Source organism: Nocardioides terrigena, assembly GCF_003047265.1.
Classification (GTDB): Bacteria; Actinomycetota; Actinomycetes; order Propionibacteriales; family Nocardioidaceae; genus Nocardioides; species Nocardioides terrigena.
The window spans coordinates 347,666-365,313 of the sequence record NZ_PZYY01000006.1 but is presented as its reverse complement, the minus strand read 5'-3'; the positions used below and the strand labels follow the sequence as shown (position 1 = coordinate 365,313).

At 69.6% G+C, this 17,648-nt stretch carries 14 protein-coding genes; 1 reads left to right on the top strand and 13 read right to left on the bottom strand.

What is annotated here, in order from left to right; genetic code table 11:
• Positions 1 to 21 precede the first annotated feature (21 nt).
• The 10 genes from DAE25_RS15440 to DAE25_RS15395 all read right to left on the bottom strand — a co-directional run bounded on the left by DAE25_RS15440 (position 22) and on the right by DAE25_RS15395 (position 12,341).
• On the bottom strand, positions 22 to 3,168 hold the full coding sequence (locus DAE25_RS15440) for a peptidoglycan DD-metalloendopeptidase family protein (protein WP_107767010.1): 3,147 nt from the start codon (positions 3,166 to 3,168) through the stop codon (positions 22 to 24).
• A gap of 28 nt (positions 3,169 to 3,196) precedes the next feature.
• Complete coding sequence (locus DAE25_RS15435; protein ID WP_234411077.1) at positions 3,197 to 4,732, bottom strand: ATP-binding protein; 1,536 nt, start codon at positions 4,730 to 4,732, stop codon at positions 3,197 to 3,199.
• Positions 4,732 to 6,237: an SCO6880 family protein gene (locus DAE25_RS15430; RefSeq protein WP_107767009.1), complete on the bottom strand. Its 1,506-nt coding sequence runs from the start codon at positions 6,235 to 6,237 to the stop codon at positions 4,732 to 4,734. Before DAE25_RS15430 ends, DAE25_RS15435 begins: the two co-directional genes overlap by 1 nt.
• A 74-nt stretch (positions 6,238 to 6,311) precedes the next feature.
• Positions 6,312 to 8,282, bottom strand: coding sequence for a type IV secretion system protein (locus DAE25_RS15425; protein WP_107767008.1), 1,971 nt, complete (start codon positions 8,280 to 8,282; stop codon positions 6,312 to 6,314).
• Complete coding sequence (locus tag DAE25_RS15420; RefSeq protein ID WP_085872191.1) at positions 8,279 to 9,055, bottom strand: hypothetical protein; 777 nt, start codon at positions 9,053 to 9,055, stop codon at positions 8,279 to 8,281. Before DAE25_RS15420 ends, DAE25_RS15425 begins: the two co-directional genes overlap by 4 nt.
• Positions 9,055 to 9,921, bottom strand: coding sequence for a hypothetical protein (locus DAE25_RS15415; RefSeq protein ID WP_107767007.1), 867 nt, complete (start codon positions 9,919 to 9,921; stop codon positions 9,055 to 9,057). Before DAE25_RS15415 ends, DAE25_RS15420 begins: the two co-directional genes overlap by 1 nt.
• Positions 9,921 to 10,214: a hypothetical protein gene (locus DAE25_RS15410; protein ID WP_011755687.1), complete on the bottom strand. Its 294-nt coding sequence runs from the start codon at positions 10,212 to 10,214 to the stop codon at positions 9,921 to 9,923. The genes DAE25_RS15415 and DAE25_RS15410 overlap by 1 nt, the downstream gene beginning before the upstream one ends.
• Before the next feature lie 39 nt (positions 10,215 to 10,253).
• Positions 10,254 to 11,108 carry a hypothetical protein gene (locus DAE25_RS15405; protein ID WP_107767006.1) on the bottom strand — a complete coding sequence of 285 codons (855 nt, stop codon included), beginning with the start codon at positions 11,106 to 11,108 and terminating at the stop codon, positions 10,254 to 10,256.
• Positions 11,105 to 11,338, bottom strand: coding sequence for a hypothetical protein (locus tag DAE25_RS15400; RefSeq protein ID WP_085894327.1), 234 nt, complete (start codon positions 11,336 to 11,338; stop codon positions 11,105 to 11,107). Before DAE25_RS15400 ends, DAE25_RS15405 begins: the two co-directional genes overlap by 4 nt.
• Positions 11,339 to 11,387: 49 nt before the next feature.
• Entirely contained in the window at positions 11,388 to 12,341 is a 954-nt protein-coding gene (locus tag DAE25_RS15395) for a hypothetical protein (protein WP_107767005.1), read from the bottom strand.
• 366 nt (positions 12,342 to 12,707) lie between these two features.
• On the opposite strand from DAE25_RS15395, the gene DAE25_RS15390 reads away from it, so the two are divergent.
• The gene (locus tag DAE25_RS15390; protein ID WP_107767004.1) at positions 12,708 to 15,539 is read left to right on the top strand and encodes an NACHT domain-containing protein; all 2,832 of its coding nucleotides are present in this window, start codon (positions 12,708 to 12,710) and stop codon (positions 15,537 to 15,539) included.
• A gap of 371 nt (positions 15,540 to 15,910) precedes the next feature.
• Here the strand turns inward: DAE25_RS15390 and DAE25_RS23205 are convergent, their stop codons facing one another.
• From DAE25_RS23205 to DAE25_RS15375, 3 genes are read right to left on the bottom strand one after another with little or no spacing between them, the layout of a single operon-like run.
• On the bottom strand, positions 15,911 to 16,807 hold the full coding sequence (locus tag DAE25_RS23205; protein ID WP_133059067.1) for a hypothetical protein: 897 nt from the start codon (positions 16,805 to 16,807) through the stop codon (positions 15,911 to 15,913).
• Positions 16,801 to 17,367: a hypothetical protein gene (locus DAE25_RS15380; RefSeq protein ID WP_107767003.1), complete on the bottom strand. Its 567-nt coding sequence runs from the start codon at positions 17,365 to 17,367 to the stop codon at positions 16,801 to 16,803. Before DAE25_RS15380 ends, DAE25_RS23205 begins: the two co-directional genes overlap by 7 nt.
• Positions 17,364 to 17,639: a hypothetical protein gene (locus DAE25_RS15375; protein WP_107767002.1), complete on the bottom strand. Its 276-nt coding sequence runs from the start codon at positions 17,637 to 17,639 to the stop codon at positions 17,364 to 17,366. Before DAE25_RS15375 ends, DAE25_RS15380 begins: the two co-directional genes overlap by 4 nt.
• Positions 17,640 to 17,648 lie beyond the last annotated feature (9 nt).

Genomic DNA, 17,648 nt, shown 5'->3' with positions numbered 1-17,648 from the left:
GCCGTCAGTGCTCCGGTGCGATCACACGGCGCGGCTCGGGCGTGATGCGTTCTCTGCGAGCCAAGCCGAGGGATCGACGTTGTCGGGGCCGTAGATGGAGCCGTTCTTGAGGTGGACCTCGAAGTGGAGGTGGCAGCCGGAGACGTTGCCCTCCTTGCCGATCTGGCCGATCGGCTCGCCGGCTGCGACGGTCTGGCCGCGGCTGACGCTGACAGTCGCCATGTGGGCGTACCACGTGGTCAGGGACCCGGCGCCGGTGGTGACCTTGACCAGCTGCGGCCCAGCCCAGGAACGCTGGGTGGTGTCGATCTCGATGGTGCCGGCGTGGGCGGCATAGACGGTGGTTCCGCAGGGTGCGGAGAAGTCGGTGCCGGTGTGCCACTTGGACCAGTACGCGCCGGTCTCGTGCCAGTTGTGGTTGTCGGTTCCGACGTACTGCGCGGGCACCGGATAGACGACCTCGTCGCAGGAGGCGCCCTCGAGGCCGACCGGCTGGACGGAGGCGCCGGGCTTGACGTTGATGTGAACATGGTCGAGGTGGTTCTCGGTAGCGCTCCCCCGGTCCTCCATCGGCCGCCAGCCCTCGCCTGCGCGGGCGACCGACCAGATCCGCTGGTACCAGATGATGTAGTCGATGCCGAGCTTCTGGGCATTGGCCTTGGCGTAGGCGGCGAGACGGTCGCCCTGCGCGCGGCCCGCCGCACTGAGTGGCACCATGAAGTCGGCCGCGAGCCCGGCCGGGTGGCCGTTGGGGTCGGTGGCGCTCTCGCGGTAGCCGCCGACGGTCTTGATGTCGAACATGGGGCCGAGGATGTTGACCAGCTGGGTCAGCTGCGGCTTGACCGGGCCGAGGTTGTACTTGGCCTCCGCGGTGTCGGAGTCGACTGCGCACCCGGCGCTGCTGCCGGCGGTGGTGGCGGTCACCAGCGGGTGGTCAGCGATCTTGCTGGCCTGGGTGCTGGTGTCGACCGCGGCGCTGGCCCAGGTGAGGTTCGCGCCGTAGACGTGGTCGATCGGCGCGTCCTGCTTGGGCTCCTTGCAGGGGTCGGCAGAGCCGCCGAAGGCGTTGCTCAGCTCAGGGGTCAGTGCGCAGTGCGAGGAGTTGTTGCCGTCCTTGCCGTCGTTGAAGTCGCCCAGGATCACCGCAGGGGTGCCGGTGCCGGCGAGCTCGGTCATCGTGGCCAACTGGCGGCGCAGCGCCTCCTGGCGGTGCCCGGCGGCGTTTCCTTGAGTGTTGGCCGGGTTGTGGATGCTCCAGACCCAGATCACCTGCCCGGTGGTCGTCGAGGTCAGCTGCACCAGGGGCATGCCGACGTCCTTGCCGCCGAAGTACGGGATGTCGACGAGGCGCCTGTCGGTCTTCTCCCACTCGTTGCGGTCCCAGATCACCCGGTTCTGTGCCTTCCCGCTGGCCGGGTAGATCCCCCACTTGGCCGCGTACTGGTTCTCCAGCGCCTGAGCCTGCGGGCCATGCACCTCCTGGAGGCCGGCGATCGTGACGCCGGCGTTCTCGATCGTGCGCATGGCGCCGGGCAGTCGCTTGTCCCAGGTGTCGTACCCGGGCCGCTCCCCCGGCTTGTCGGTGTGGCCGGCGCCGAGCAGGTTGAGGGTGCCGACGGTGATGGGGTTGACGGTCTCGCCCTGGCAGTTGGCGACGTTCGTGGTGGAGCCGTCGTCGGGCAGGTCCGGCAGGTCGCCGCCGAGCAGATCGGTGATGTCGCCGGCGACGTCCTCCCACTGGGCGTAGGCGTCGGGGTAGCCCGAGCGCTGGACGGCCTGCACGGCCTGGGTGAGCGGCATGTTCTGCCAGCCGGGGATGTCGAGGAGGCCGGGGTTGCCGGTGTGCTGGGCCTGGCCGAAGAACGCGCGGGCCGCGAGGACGGGGTTGGTGATCTCGGCCCGGCTTCCCCAGCCGGCCGAGGGGCGCTGCTGGAACAGGCCGCCGGAGTCGCGGTCACCTCCGGTGAGGTTGACCAGCTTGGACTCCTGGATCGCGGCGGCGATCGCGATCTGCAGCCCGTAGCGGGGAATCTCGAGGTCGCGGGCGACCTGGGCGATGGTGATCGCGTCGCGGGCCTGCTCGGCGGTCATGGTCGGGTAGTTGGACGCGAACCGCAGCCGCATCAGCTGGGCGAGCACGTCGCCGGCCGGCGGCTCGGCGGACGTCCGGGCGGTGGTCGCCGCGGGCACGATCCCGTCGGTCGTGGTGGTGGTCTCGGGCGCGCTCTCCGGGCCGGCGCCGTTCATCGCGATGCGAGCCGAGAGCCAGTGGTGATCCGACACCATCGTGCCGTCCCAGCCCTGCTCGAGACGGGCGCCCTGGTGGTGCGGGAAGAAGATGAAGTCGACGCCGTGGTTGTGCCATCCGTAGCCGGCGGCCTTCATCTTCGCGGCCGCCGTCCAGGGGATGTCGGTGTAGGAGGCCTGGGTGTTCGTGTCGCCGCCGATCAGCACCGGACCGTGGGCGGCCAGCGAGTTGCGCAGCTGCAGCAGGATGTCCATTCCGGCGCCGTACTGCTGGGGCCGGGTCAGCGGCGGGTTGCCGTGCTGCTTCGGCCAACGGTGCGGGTTGGTCATGTGGTGGGTGGAGACCACCGAGACCACGGAGCCGTCGGCGCGGCGCAGCATCACCCATGTCGCGAAGCGGTCCCACGTGACCGGACGCCCGTCGTAGAAGGTCTTGTCGTCGTCGACGAGCTGGACCCGGCCGCCGTTGACCTTCGTCCAGGTCGAGCTCTTCCAGAGCACGACGTTGCCCATGGCCTGCTCGGCGCCGGTGCCGGTGCCGGCCGGGGCTGCCACCCGGAAGGCCGAGTAGCCCGGCGTGGCGGCTTCGATCTGCTCCAGGCTCCAGCCGCTGGCCTCGTTGAGTGTGACGAACTCGGGGTTCTGGGACAGGACCTTGGGCATGGAGGCCCGGAACCCGTCGAGGCCGGAGCGGCGCGGGATGTTGGCCTGCGCCATGGTGATCTTGCCGTTGACCGGGCCGCCCACCGGGCCGTCGATGGCTCCGAGGTCACCGAGCTCGGTAGGCACGGTGCCTTGGCTGCTCTGGGTGCGGCACTCGGCGGCCGCGGTGGTCGTCATCACCACCATCAGCGTCACGAGGAACGGCAGCCCCATGAAGATGATCAGGACGGGCAGTCCCGCGAGCAGCAGCTTCTTCATGACAGGTCAGTCCCGAGGTCGCGCGCGCTCAGGCGGCGGACTCGATGGCCTCGTTGGTGTAGTAGAGCTTCTTCTCCAGCGGGTGGAGCACCGTCTGGACCTTGTAGGTGGCGTCGCCGATGCACCACAGGGCGCGGCCCTTGTCCTGCATGGCCCACCCGGAGACGAGGTCCTGGGCGATCGGGCCGAGCCCGAGCATGGAGTCGAGCTCGCGGGCGACACGGGGCTTCTGGGCACCGAGGATCTTGATGTCGGCCAGCTCGAGGAGGTCCTTGGCGATCATCGCGGCCTGGGAGTCGGCGTCGCCGACCGAGAGCAGGTCGGAGGGCTTGTGGAGGTTGCAGAATTGGATGTCGCCGCCCTTGCCGGCCATGCCGCGTGAGAGGCGCAGGTCGGCGTCGAAGCTCGCCACTGCGGCGGTTCCGAGGCGCATCTGCTTCCAGACCTCGTCGCGCACCACGATGCGCAGGTCGCCTGGCTCGGCGATCTCCCGCAGACCACGCCCCCAGGAGTTCATGCACAGCAGCGCGATGCCCACGGCCTCATCGCCCAGGCCGTCGAGCCGGGAGAGGCTGAACGACTGGATCGGGGCCCGCCAGTCGACCTCGATGTTGGTGAAGTCGTCGAAGAGGCCGGCGAGGGTGCCGGTGACCAGCTCGCCGAGCGCGTTGCGCAGCAGTCGGGTCTCGTCGAGGAACTGGCGGGTGTTCGCGTACTCGCAGGCCCGGACGAGCTCCTCGGTGGGGTTGCGCAGCAGGTCCCACAGCCGCGGGATGGTCGTCTCCTGCAGGACGCTGTTGCCGGCGGCGTAGCCGGTGAGGATCGCCAGCGCGTTGCGCACGACGTCGCTCTCGTCGGGGCCGAACGGCACCCGGCGCTCGTCGTCGATCTTCATGCTGCCGACCAGGCCTCGGACCAGGACGAGCCACCGCTTGAAGATGATGGTGGCGCGGCGCTGCGCCTCCTCGGCCGAGAGCTTCTCCCACCCGTCGCCGAGCGGCCCCATGGACAGCGGGTTGACCCGGGCCCAGAAGCCGGGGGCGATGACGAACGGTTCGACACCGAGCGCGCGGCACAGCGACTCGTACTCGTCCTTGACGTCGCCAGTGACCAGGGTGCGGTAGCCGAACGGCATCATCCGGGTGCAGAACGCCTTGGTGGTGCCGGACTTGCCACTTCCCGGCTTGGCGAACTGGAAGATGTTGGGGTTGGTCGCAGGTACGTCGTCGCGCAGCACCCAACCGAACGGGTCGCAGTAGAAGCTGCCGCCGGAGAGCTGGTCGACGCCCATCTGGGCGCCCGTCGGGGGCAGGGCGGGAGCGGAGACGAAGGGCCAGAACACCGGGGCCTGGTCGCTGGTCATCCGCCAGGCCATCGCCGGGGCGGTGGCGGCGGCCCAGCCTCGGCCGCGGCGGGTGGCACCGCGGCGCGGCGCGTAGCGGAAGAGCCGGGGCTCCTTGGCCTCCGGGGCGAGCGTGGGGATCGTGGGCAGGTCGTGCCCGAAGTCGGAGAGAAGGGCAGCCATGTCGCGGCCGCCACGGCGGTTCCGGCGGGTGGTGGTCATCAGGCGTCTCCGCTCCGGGTCAGGCTCGTGCCGAGGGGGATGGTGGACGCGGCGAACCCGACGTCCTGGGCGAGGTCGAGGCGCAGCGGTGCGAACCCGGCGCGTCGGACCGAGGCGTCCAGGCGGCGCCCGAACTCGGTGATCCGCATCGACTTTGGGACGGTGACCGTGCACACGCCGTAGGGCCGGGTCAGCGAGTTGCCGCGGGCCAGCTTGGCGTCCAGGCCGCGGGCCTTGTGGGCTTCGTCGCGCTGCTTGGCGCGGGTCTTGCGGCCGAGCTTCTCGTTCATCCCCTCGGCCAGGTCGGCGGCCCACTCGGCGTTGCCGGACTGCCGGTCGGCCTTGGTCTGGGAAACGATCGGGTACGCGACGACGAACGATCGCCGCTCACCGAACTCGCTGGGGGTGAGGATCGGTGCCAGGGCACCCATCGCGACGCCGCGGGTCGGCAGCTTGATGGTGGCGCTGACCGAGTTCCAGGCGTCGTGGCTGTAGTGCCGCACTGCGGCGTCGGCACCCGAGGGGCCGGCCACCGCCCACGGGACGTCGGCGTTGACGCTTGGGTCCTTCTCCCGCAGCGAGAGGGCCTCGACGATGCCGGCGCGGTCGCCGGGGGCGAATCCGGTCCGGCAGGCCAGCGCGAGCTCGGGGCTGGTGAGCCAGCGCACCGTCGTCATCCCCATCGGGCCGCGCAGCTGGGCCTCGATCTCGGCCATGAGCAGGTAGAGCTCGCGGCAGCGGCCCTCGAAGCCGCCCCCGGACTCTTTGGCCGACCTCGCGATCCGGGTCTCCGGGACCAGGATCGTCACGAACTGCTCGGTGCGCACCGATGCCTGGGTGAGGCCGTGGGCCAGGTCGCTGTTGACGACCTCCGACAGCTCCGGGGCGTTGGGGCGACGGTGGCGGTTGACCCACAGGTCGCGCTCGGCGCCGTCCTCGGGGACGGTGCGCACCATGAAGAGGATCTCGTCGACCTTCTCTGTGCGACCGGCGACGTCGAGCAGCCCGGCCAGGGCCTCGCCGTAGCGGGCGCGCTCTTCGGTGTCCTTCATGCCGATGCCGGGGTGCACGATCGAGGCCGTGACCGCCCAGGTCTTCATGGCGTGGTCCTCGATGATCGCTACGCGCTGCAGCTGCGAGCCGTGCGGCGGGCCGTCGTGGATCTGGACGCCCTGGAGGACCCCGGGCAGGTCCGGGGTGTCGAGGTCGTCGCCGCGGCCTTGGGTGGCCTTGGCACGGAACGAGGTCCAGCCGAACAGGCCGCCGACGGCGTACATCGTCGAGGCGAACACCCAGCCGGTGGCCGAGCGGCCGCGCACCGGGATCACGGTGATGGCCAGCAGGAACACCCAGACCAGGGCGAACAGAAACGCGGAGAACCACGCTCCGCGGCTGATTGCCCAGAACGCCGGCAGGCTGGCCAGCGCCAGGAACATCAGCTGGCCTCCGGAGAGGCCGAAGAACCAGCCGATGCGGTCGCGCTGGTAGTCGGCGTAGGTGGTCATCGTCGGCTTCCCTTCTGGTCAGTGAGGTCGGTGGGTGTCGATCGGCGCTCGAGGTGGGGCGGTCGGCGCATCGGTTACACCGCCACCGGTGGGATGCCGCCAGCTGCCGCGCCGGCGCCGCCGGCACCTACTGCTGCTCCCCCGCCGCCGGCGGCCGGGGTCTTGGGAGCGGCGTCAGCTCCTCCGCCGCCCTGGCCGCCGGGTCCGCCGCCGGGTCCGCCGCCGGTCGGCAGCGTCGGCGGGGTGGGCGGCGCAGGAGGCGTGGGCGGGGTCGGCATCGACGATTCCTCGTCGCTCGGGTCGCCGTTCTGCGACCCGGGGTGGGTCCCGCCCTGGCCGCCGGACTGGCCACCGGACTGCCGTCCACCCAGGCCGCTGAAGTCGGGGCCGTAGGTGCTCTGGCCGACACCGGCCTGGTTGGTCTCGTCCGACATCAGCGAGGTCGCCTTCGCGCCGGCGGAGTTGATCCAGCCCATGCCGGTCGACAGGGCCTGGCCGACCGGGCCGAAGCTGCCTAGGGCGCCCTGGGTCGACTTGCTGAACCGGTCGCCGGTCGAGGCTTCGGCGCTCTGCTCGCCCGAGGAGCGGCCGTTGGCGTCGGTGCTCGACGCAGCCGACGAGCCGCCACCTGCGCCGCCGCCGCTGAGCAGGCCCTGGAGGCCGCCCTGGATGGCCATGCCCTGGCGGAACGACGCGCCGCTGGGGGTGCCGGGGTCGACGAAGGCCAGGAGCTTGAACAGGGACAGCGGGGCGACGACGCTGATCAGGATCGTCATCACGGCCGGCAGCGCGGTGCCGAACGCCTTGGCGGTGTCCTCGGCCAGGTGGGCGGCGACTCCGTTGGCGAACTGCACGCCGATGCCCAGCACCATCACCATCAGCACCGGGGTGAACGCCGCGGCGTGGAACCAGCGCAGCGACTTCCAAAACCAGGAGCGGGTGAACTCCGAGACCAGGCCGGCGGCCGCGAGCGGCCCGGTGGCGGTGAGCACCAGCAGGGACGCCGCGCGTGCCAGGTAGACCAGGACGTGCCCGATGGCGGCCAGCCACAGGAAGATCCCGAGGAAGGCAAGAGCGGTGGCCACGCCGGCGTCGGTGATGTCGTCGATGCCGAGTCCGCCGAGCGGGTCCCAGTCGGGCCAGGTCTGCACCTTGAGCAGCGACTTCATCAGCGCCTTGGTCAGCGCCCCGCAGGCCGCGATGATCATGACGCAGTACCCGAACCAGCAGGCGCACACCAAGACGAACTGGCCGGACCCGATGAAGGCCCGGGCGAGGCTCTTGCCCTCGCGCTTGAAGGCCGCGGCGCCGAGCTGGATCATCGCCAAGATGACCACCAGGGCCAGCGCCAGCCACAGGGTGAAGGCGTAGACGTCCTTGCCCGGGCCGTCGGCGCTCAGGTCCGGAGTCAAGAACAGCTCACTGAACGTGAGCACGATGCGCAGCACGAACAGGCCGGAGTTCCAGATCGCGAGCATGGCCGCGGTCCAGGCGTCGGCCGCGGCCTTGGCGATGACGTCGCCGATGGCCTCGAACGGGTTGGGGATGTCGGCCAGCCCGGGGATGCCGCCGCCGAAGAGGTCACCGACGTTCGGCAGACCGGGGATCTCGGGCAGCCCAGGGACGCCCGGAAGCCCGGGCAGTCCGCCGATGTTGCCGCAGATCGCGTCGAGGATCCCGCAGCCGTCGGGGAGCAGATCTCCCGCGCCGTCGAGAAGGTCGCCGGCACCGTCCTTCACATCGCCGGCGGCGTCCTTGCCGCAATCGATCGGGTCCTTGGCGCAGTCGACGGCGTCGCCGCCGAGATCGCACAGGGCGTCGGGCCCCGCGCAGCCCATCTTGAGGTTGCGGGCCGGCCAAGTGCCGCTGGTCGCCACCGGGGCGACTGGAGCGAGGTGCGTCGTGCTGGCGGCCGGCTCGCCGGCCGCTGCGGCGGGAGGCTGGAGGGTCGAGGCAGCACCGAGGAGCGTGGTGAGCACCAGGAGCGCCAGGGCGGCGATGCCGAGTCGGCTCGCCCCGCGCACGGCGGTGATGACGGTGCTCACTGGGGAGCTCCGTTGATCCGGATCCAGCCGGCCTTCTCGAACTCGGGGGTGCCGGGCGCCACCGCCTGCGGCTGGCCCTCCGAGACCAAGTGCTCGATGTCCGCTTCGCTGCCCTGGACCAGTCGCCAGTCACCGTCGAGCCACCGCATCAGCTGGGTGCCGGCGTAGAGGCTGTCCTTAACCTGGCCGCCGGCGGTGGTGAGGGTGACGTAGCTGAGCAGGTTCACCGCGTAGTAGCCGGTGTCGAGCTCCTCGAGGGTGTAGGCGACCGGGGTGACGGCGTACGACGCGGGGGCGGGCACGTCGCCCTCCTTCGCGACGCCGGCCTGCTGGCGGCGCAGCGCGACCGCGGCGCGGGAGCGCTCCTCGAAGACGGCCTTGTCCTCGGGGTTGGCGTAGAGGCGGGCGACAGTGACGGCCTGGTCGTAGTCGAACCCGAGCTGTGCCTTGGCCAGCTCGACCTGCAGCGCCACGGCGCCCAGGTCGGTGGCCGGGAATCCGGTCGGGTAGCCGTCGACCTGGTCGTCGCCGATCGGGATCACGACGCCGTCGGCCGGCGCGGTGTCCGGTGCGACCTGCTCGACCGATGCGTTCTCGACCGTCTGGCTCGAGTTGCCCCCGCCGGTGGCGTCGGGGCCGCCGGAGTCGTCGTCGGCCCGGGTGCGAGCACCGAGCCAGACGACGGTGGCCACCATGCAGGCGATCGCCACCAGGATGCCGATGCGCACCAGGGTTGCCCGCGAGTCGTCGTTGCCGGTCGTCAGGTTCTTCATCAGTGGTCCCCTTCGATGTGGTCAGGGTCAGTGGTGTCGTCGGTCGACCAGGTGCGCCAGCCGGCCTCGTGGGCCAGCTGCGTGCCGGGCCAGGTCGCGGGGGCGGGTGCGGGCGGGGCGCCGGGGGCGACCATCCAGCGGCCGCCGACCCACTGCATGCGCTCGCAGTGGGCGAAGGCGATTTGGCCTTCCTGCTTGTAGGAGGCAGTGACCTTCATCAGGACGCAGACGGTGGTCCAGTCGGGCCCGTCGGTGCCCTTCACGAGCGCGGCGGCCGGCTCGAGGGAGACCGAGGAGCTGGGGTCCTTGACCTCGCCCATTCCCGTGCTGGTCAAGAAGGCCTGGACGCTGGCGGTGATCCACCACTCCTCGGCGCGGACCCCGCCGGGCAGGGCCCAGGCGTTGTAGACCTCCGCCGCCGTGGTCAGGCTCATCGACTGCAGCACCGCGAGGTCGACCTGCGCGAGCTGCCCGATCGCGCCCTCGGGGGTGTGCGGGAACCCGGTCATCACGAACGCCGGTCCGTTCACACCGGTGCCAGCCGGGACCTTGATGACGGGCGCCTTGGCGCTGGTGGTCTCGGCCGGGAAGGCGGCGCTCTCGGGAACCGCCAGCATCGGCTCGGCCGCTATCTCGTCGCGGTGCACGGCACCTTGGGCCACCGTCGACCGATCGGTCTCGCCGGTGGCGACGTCGGTGTTGGCGCTGGCTTCCTCGCCGATCCCGGCGACGGCCAGGTAGACCGCGTAGGCGAGGCCACCGAGCAGGAGCACAGCCACGACGACGGCGGCGACCAGGATTCCGAGCAGGCGGCGCCGGCCCCACTCCGTGGCGCCTTCGGCCTTCTTCGTGGCTGCGCGCCGCATCAGATGCAGCCCTTGCCGAGGATCCCGTTGAGCATGCCGGGCAGGACCAGGTAGGCGATCGCGCAGGCGAACACGACCACCACCGAGATCACCCCGACCTTGGAGGCGTGCGGCAGGGAGAACACGCGGCCGGCGATGATCGCGCCGATGGCGATCACGATGCCGAGGCCGAACAGGACGATGACGCCCCAAAGCACGTAGCTGGTGATCTCGTTGGTGGGTCCGACGGCACCCGGCGGCGCCTTCGGGCAGACCTGGGCGGCCATCGGGAGGAGAGCGGTCATGACGTCCATGGGTGGACTTCCTTTCTGGGTTTGCTGACCCGGTGCGGGTCAGGCGCTTTCGCTGGTGTCGGTGAGCAGGTGGGCGGGCTCGAGCAGCTGACGGGCTGCCGAGATGAGGGGGGCCGGGACGGGCCGGGAGTCCAGGCCGTTGACCGCTATCTCGCGGTCCTCGGGGATCTCCACGCACCGGTCCGCGACCAGGACGCGACGTACGGCGGGGCCGCCGGCGTGCTCGAGGCCCCGGGGCCACTTCTTGCGGCGCGGCCCACGCACGGCGAGGGCGATCTGCTCGGGCTGCCAGTGGTTAGCCAGCAGCTCGAGCGCGACCGAGGCGCGGCGCATCCCGGGGACGGTGGCGGTGGTGACCAGGACGATCTGGTCGGCGGTGCGGACGGCCTCGGCGAGCCAGCAGTCGGTGGCCAGCAGCTGACCGGCTTCCCAGCCGACGTCGAGGATCGTCAGCTGGGTCTCGTTCTCTGCGTCGATCGGCAGCGGGATCTCGTCGACGCCGGCGAGGACCTCGCTGGCCCGCTCGAGCAGAACGTGGTCGCGCTTGCCCTGACGCCAGTCGGTCGGGTGAAGGCCGAGCTCGGCGGTACTTGCCGCGGCGAGACCAGAGGCGGTGACCGAGCAGCACTCGATCACCCGGACCGGGGCGGCGGCGGCCAGGCCGGCTGCCAGGGCGATGGTGCTGGCTCCCACCGACCCGGCGCATCCGAACACGGCGATGGTGTGCTCCCCCGCGGCTGGCGACCAGTCGCCCGCGGCGGCGGTGCCGCGGCCGCGGGGTCCCTTGCCGGTGCCGGCGCCGGCGCCGGCGCGGAACTCGCCGGCGTTCACGGCGTCCCAGGCTCGCTTGAGCTCGTCGACGCCGACCGGGCGGCTCGAGGTCTGGGTGCTCACTTGGCCTCCCCGATACCGCCGCGGCGGAACTCGAGCGCGGCACGGACCTCAGCCGGTGTCAGGCTTGCCAGCTCTGCCTTGGCGGCCTGGACTTCGTGCAGTTGGGCGACGCAGCCGGTGAGCTGCTCGATCGCCTCGATCTCGCGGCCGGCGATCGCGAACAGCTCGGCGATCTTCTCCGGCGTCCGGCACTCGCCGTCGTCCTGGGTGTTTGTCATGGGCTTCACCACCTCCAGTCGCCTATGTGTCGTGGGGCGGTGGGAGCGATCACGGTTGCGGTCATTCGTCATGGCCGAACTTCCTTGGGACGGCCGCGGCGAGGGCGCGCATGCTGCGCGAGCCGTGGCGACGGACGGTTGCCTCGGACACCCCGACCCGCGGCGCGACCCGGCTGGACACCTCGTTGCTGAGCAGGCCGCCGTAGCCGCGAGCGAGGTTGCGGGTCTCGACTCGGTCGGCCTCGTCGACCAGGCACAGCAGCAGGTACCGGTCGGCCGGGCTGATCACCTGGTTCTCGCAGGCCCACGCCAACAGCTCGAGGAGCTCCTCGGTAGCCGACGGCTCCTCCTGCTCGGGACCGGCGTCGGCGAGGATCTCGGGACGGTGGAACAGGGCGCCGGCAACCCGTTCGGTCGGCATCGCGGCGGCGCTCCACGCTCCTGCGTCGCCGTCGGCCAAGTCGCCGGACGAGAAGGACTCCACGAGGGTGGTGTTCGCCCACGTGCGGTCGGCCCGGGAGACGTAGAAGAAGTCACCGACCTCGCGGAGGACGCCGACGCGGGTGTTGATCAGGATGTTCGCGGCAACCTTGCGCAGCCGGCGCCACTTGAAGGTCCGGACCTCGATCCACAGCTGGGAGGCCACGAGCTCGTCGATCCGCTCGACGGCCGACCAGGAGCCTGCCGCGACGGGCTGGCTGTCGCGAAAGACCTCGCGGGGAGGGAGGGTGCTCAGCCAGCCGGCCAGCCGACACGCGCCGGGCAGTAGGCACTTGGCGAGCGCGGCCGCAGCGGCGATGTCGTCGCCGCCATCGGGAGCCGCCAGCATGGCCAGCGCCAAGAGGACCTCGTCAGAGGCTGCGCTGCCCACCGAGGGCAGCCAGGCCCGGAGGTCGTCGAACTCCTCGACGACTCCAAGCCGTGGATCCGCGGCCGCCCAGGCCGGCCACTTCTGGCGGGCCTGGTCGAGCAGTTCGCTGTTGTCGTCGAGGCCGAGCTGGTCACCCACACTCATCGCACTCGCTCCTTTCGTCCGTGGCTGTGCACGGCAGAAAGGTCGCGAGCGGGCGTCCCCGCATCCGTCCCCCCAAACCCCTGATTTGGAGGGGGGACGCAGAGGGGGGAAGCGCGTTTCCGCAGGTCAGAGGGCGTCCCCCCGAAAGTTGCAGGAACTTCTTGACCAGGGTGGCGCGAGGCCTGTTTGTCGAGATGCGCCGAACGTTTCCAACCGCGACGCACCTACCTCCTCAACACCGAACCGGTAGGGATTCGCTCCGCGGCAGCGCCTTGGTGACAGGCGGACGGGTGACCGCGCGGTTCGACCACGCCGTGTCGCTGCGCGTTGCTACCTTGAGCCGTCCGTCGAACAGTGGAGTCGTCCGTGAAGCACCAGCTGCAGTTGTTGAGCCCCGGTGCCTTTCAGTCGATGGCCGCTGCGCTGGCGATCGCCGAGTTCGGCCCAGGTGTCCAGGTCATGGGCGCTGGCAAGGACGGCGGCCGCGATCTGTACTTCGAGGGCAACCTGAAGTTCGCCTCAGCACTCGAGACCTCAGCAGACACCTTCAGCGGTTACACCGTCTTCCAGGTCAAGCACCACGACAAGATCTCCGACTCGGAGACCACCAATGCCTCGTGGTTGTGGGGAGAGGTCAAGAAGGAACTCGACGCCTGGGCTGAGTGGGATAAGAAGGACCCGCGGGATCCCCTGCCTGATCAGCTCGTCTTCATCACCAACGTCGCACTCACGCCCGTTCAGAACACGGGCGGCCACGACGCCATCCGCAGGAACATCAGGGCCTACCGCGACAGGCTCAACGACCCCAGCCGCGACATCGACGATCAGGATGCAATTCTCGATAGGGTCCAGCGGCGCAAGCGGATCGCGCACATCAAGACGATCCGATTCTGGGACGGCAACCAACTCGATGCTCTGTTGAGCACGCAGGAAGGCGTGCGCCGCCGGTTCGACGCCTTCTTGACTGCCAGCGACGTCTTCACCTTCATCTCTGAGCTCACGGGCAACATCGCCGTTAAGGACAGCGAACCGGTTCTGCTCGACCAGGCACGCACCGAACTCCTCTCCGACGGGCTGGTGTACTTCGACGACGCCGGTGACCGCGAAAACCGCGGCATCCCGGTGCACGAGGTCGCCATCGATCTCCCCGTGACCTTCCCGGGCGGAGGCCACAGGAGCACCGTGCTGCGGCATGTCTTCGAGCGGGGAGACAACCTCCTAGCCCGAGACATCACAGCTGTGGACGGGCCGCGCCACATCGTCCTCACCGGCCAGCCGGGCAACGGGAAGACCACGATCTCCAAGCTGATCGTGCAGGCATACCGGGTTGCAGCGCTCAAAGGCTCCACGGCACTAGCGGCCAACCACGACACCGTGATCACCGGGACCGAGGACGTGCTGCGGAGGCTGGGGCACCAACTCCCGCGGCACCGGCGCTGGCCGCTGCGCATCGACCTCGCCGACTACGCGGAGGAACGAGGCCACAAGCTCGACGAATCGCTGATGCGATACGTGGCCGAACACATCAGCAAGAAGTCGAACCATGGCACCGTCACTCCCGCCACGCTGACCTCCTGGCTGCGCGCTTGGCCCTGGCTAGTCGTATTCGATGGCCTGGACGAGGTCACCGAGCCAGAGACGCGGCGCACGGTGATCGAGCGCGTCGTGGAGTTCGTCAACAACGCAGAGGGGGACCGATGCGACCTACTTGCCGTCATCACGACCCGCCCGGTTGGCTACACCGAAAACATCGACCCGACGTCGTTCGAAACCGTCGGACTCGACGACCTGACACCCGCTGAGGCCGTCGCCTTCGGAACTAAGGCCGCCCAAGTACGCCTTAGCGGCGACGAGGAGCGGATCGGCAAGGTCGTCACGGCCCTTCGGAACGCTGCGCAGGATGAGAACCTCGTCAAACTGCTGCGGACGCCGCTGCAGGTCCTCATCCTCTCGATCATCGTCGACGGCGCGGGGACCATCGCACCAGACCGGTATAGCCTGTTCTGGAGTTATTACGACACCGTCGTACGACGAGAGCGCAACAAACCGACGATGGTCCGTACGCTCCTGACCAAGTACGAGCCGTTCATCCACCAGCTTCACGAGCGCGCCGGCTTCGTGCTTCAACAGCGCAGCGAGACGGCCGACCACTCCACGGCCGTCCTAACAGAGCCGGAGCTGCGCGAAATCGTCTGGCACATCCTCAACGACGCCGAGTTCAAGCCCGACGGGCACCACTCCGACGTCCTGGACTCGATCATTAGGTCTGCGACACAGCGACTGGTCCTGATCGCGCCCCGGAACGACGGCTTCGGTTTCGACGTGCGCTCACTCCAAGAACTCATGGCGGCCCGGCGAATCAGCGACGCGCCCCTTGAGACCCTGATCAACCGGCTACGTCTCCTGGCCCCCAGCCCACATTGGCGCAACACCTGGTTGTTCGCGACAGGAAAGATGTTCGCGGAACCTCGCGCCCACGAACACCAGGCCGTGGTCGAGCTCATCGAGACGGTCGACCAGGAAGCTCCCGAACGGTTCGGATCGCATCTACCGATCGGCCCCGAGGTAGCTCTCGACGTCCTCGACGACGGTATGGCGCGCGCATGGCCGAACTGGAGCCGCCGCATCTTGGCTCACGGGCTCCACGTACTGGACGCGCCCTCTGCGTTCAACCTGGACCGGTCGCTACGCATCCTTCTGCGCTACGCCGACAGTGGTGCCGAACAACGAGACGCAGTAGCGCGAATGATGCGTGAGGGCCTCACAGCCACCGCAAACCGTCTGACGGTCGCCAGCGCGGCCGAGATGGTGTCCGCCATCGAGCACGATCTGCAGGTCAACGAGCGCACACTGGGACTCGGCTTGGTCCTGAACCAGCTGGCCAGCACTCCCCACCCCTGTCCGCCGGGCGTGGACTGGACCGCCTTCGACGACGAGCTCGACACCAGCCCCCACCCCGCCGCTCTCGACCCTGTCATCCGTGGCGCTGCCGCCGCGATGAAGGCAATCAAGGACGAGGTCTTCGTCGAGCAGCACGAAGCCGACCTCATCGCCTGCCTGAACATCCCCGAGGCGGCAGCAGTACTGAGCGCAGCTGTCGCTTACGTGCTCCCCGGCGACGTGTCACTGTTCCTCCAACTCAGATCCGTGCTCTCGCAGCGCTTCCGCGCCCCACTCGCCGACTGCATCCTCGGCTGACTCCCTGCCGGACCACGCGGCCGTCAGGCCACCGCTGTGTCGAGGGCGAGCTCGCAGATCGGCGGACCCCAGACCGCCAGGAGGGCGGCACCCAGGTCACGTGACGGGCCACCTGGCACCCCGACGGCGAGCGTCTAGGTCCGCGCGATCTTCTATTCATCAGCGCAGGCGAGCCACCCCATGCTCTACTTCTCACGAGCCCCAGGTGACCCGAGACGCCTGGGGCTCTTTCACGTCCAGCAGCGGCAGCACGAGCAGCTCCGCTCGGCGGGCCCGGTGCCTCGGGGCGCGCTCGGGCAGCGAACGACACAGGTCCCCTTGCTGCTGTGAGGACGGGGACCTGTGTCGGTGGTCGGTCGGCTAGTACAGGGTCACTGGGTCAGCACCTGGGCCTCCCCGATGCGGATCGGGAGGGGCTCTGTGGCCAGGTCGAACTCGATGGTTCCGGACTGCCCGCCACCGGTCCACTCGACCACCCAGTGACTGGCCGCGGTGACCTGGTACGCACCCTCGGGCTGGTCGGTCGACATCTTCGCGTAGCGGTGCCCGCAGGTCGGGGAGTCCTGCTTGCCGTAGTGATCGGCGTACGGCGTCCCCTTGCCGGTGCAGGTCACCTTGGTGCCGTCGCCCATGTTCCACACGATGCTGGAGACGCTGGCGGTGGCGCTGACCGAGACCGGCCCTTCGCTGGCGGACGCGGTGATCGGTCCGAACGTGTCATCGGTCGGGCTGTCGACCCACATCCACACCGGCAGACCAACGAGTCCGACCCGGTTGGGGCCAGGCTCGGGAACGATGCCGATCCTGATCGGATCCAGGTCCATCGACGCGATCGCGCGATTGGCGAGAACCACCGGGTCGATCGTGACCGTGCCGTTCTGGATCCAGACCGGATCCCATGAGGAGCCGGGGGGCGGCCAGTAGCAGATGTGCCACGCACCATCCTCATTGGTCTGTCCAGGGGGCGGCAGTGGGCCCTCCCCACCCGGATCCCAGACGTCGCCGACCCAGCACTGATGGCTGCTGCTCCATACCGACCCGCCGGGGCCAGTGCACGGGATCTCCCTACCGTCCGAGGTCGAGCAAGTCGACGAGCCACCGGTGTCACCGCCGTCACCGCCATCGTTGCCGCCATCCTCGTCGTCACAGACAACTTCGCCGGTCACCGGGTCCGCTGTGCAGTCAGCGCTCGCGGCGGAGGCGGTGACGAACACGATGACGAGCGACCCTGCCAACGCCACCAAGAGGGCAATGAGTCTCCTCAGCATGGCTGGTCCCAAAGCAGGTCCGAGTCGGAGACCTTCCAAGCACCCTTGTCCTTGACGAGCGTGTACTCAACCGGGGCGGGGTTGCGGAGCGGGTCTCCGTTGGGGTCCGTGAAGTCCGGTTGCCGGATCGCCCCGTCGTTCTTCCAGGTGACCTTGGTGCGGTCCTCGCAGTCGATGATCAGAATCGAGGTCCCGCGATTCCGCGGCTCGTCGAGCGTGTGTGCGTACTCCCCGGTCACCGTGACGTTTTCATTCATCATGCTCGCGACGGTGTGCTGCAAATGCAGAAACTCCTCACCGGTCGCGACCGGGTTGAGCGCCTTGAAGTTGATGTCCCGCTTCCGGTAAGCGAGGTCGCGTACCTCGAGGTACATCGCCAGCTGGGCCGCCGCCTTCTCCTCGGGGGTCTGCGGCGTCGGCGCAGTGCTCGTCGGGCTCGAGCTCGGCGTAGCGGTCGGGGTGTCCTCGGCCTCGGGGTCGGTGCCGTCGTCCGAGCAGCCCGTGAGGGTGAGGGCGAGGGCGAGGGCCACTCCCCCGAGTGCGGAGTGGTGCTTCCTCATGCGGTGTCTCCTCCTGTGTTGGGCGGCGCCATGACTGATCGCTGGCTGACGTCGGTGGCGATGTGCTCGAGGTGTTCTTCGGCGGCGTCGACGAGCTCGGCCAGCGAGCCGTTGTCGGCGGGGTCGATGCCGAATCGCTTGTCGGCGTCGTAGAGGGTGCGGACGGTGTCGCGGACGAAGACGGCTCTGGCGACGCGTCGGGCGTCGAGGTCGGGGCGGTCGCCGCCGGCCGCGACGTAGCGGCCGGTGAGCTCCTGGTTGAAGGTGGTCATGTGCTGGTG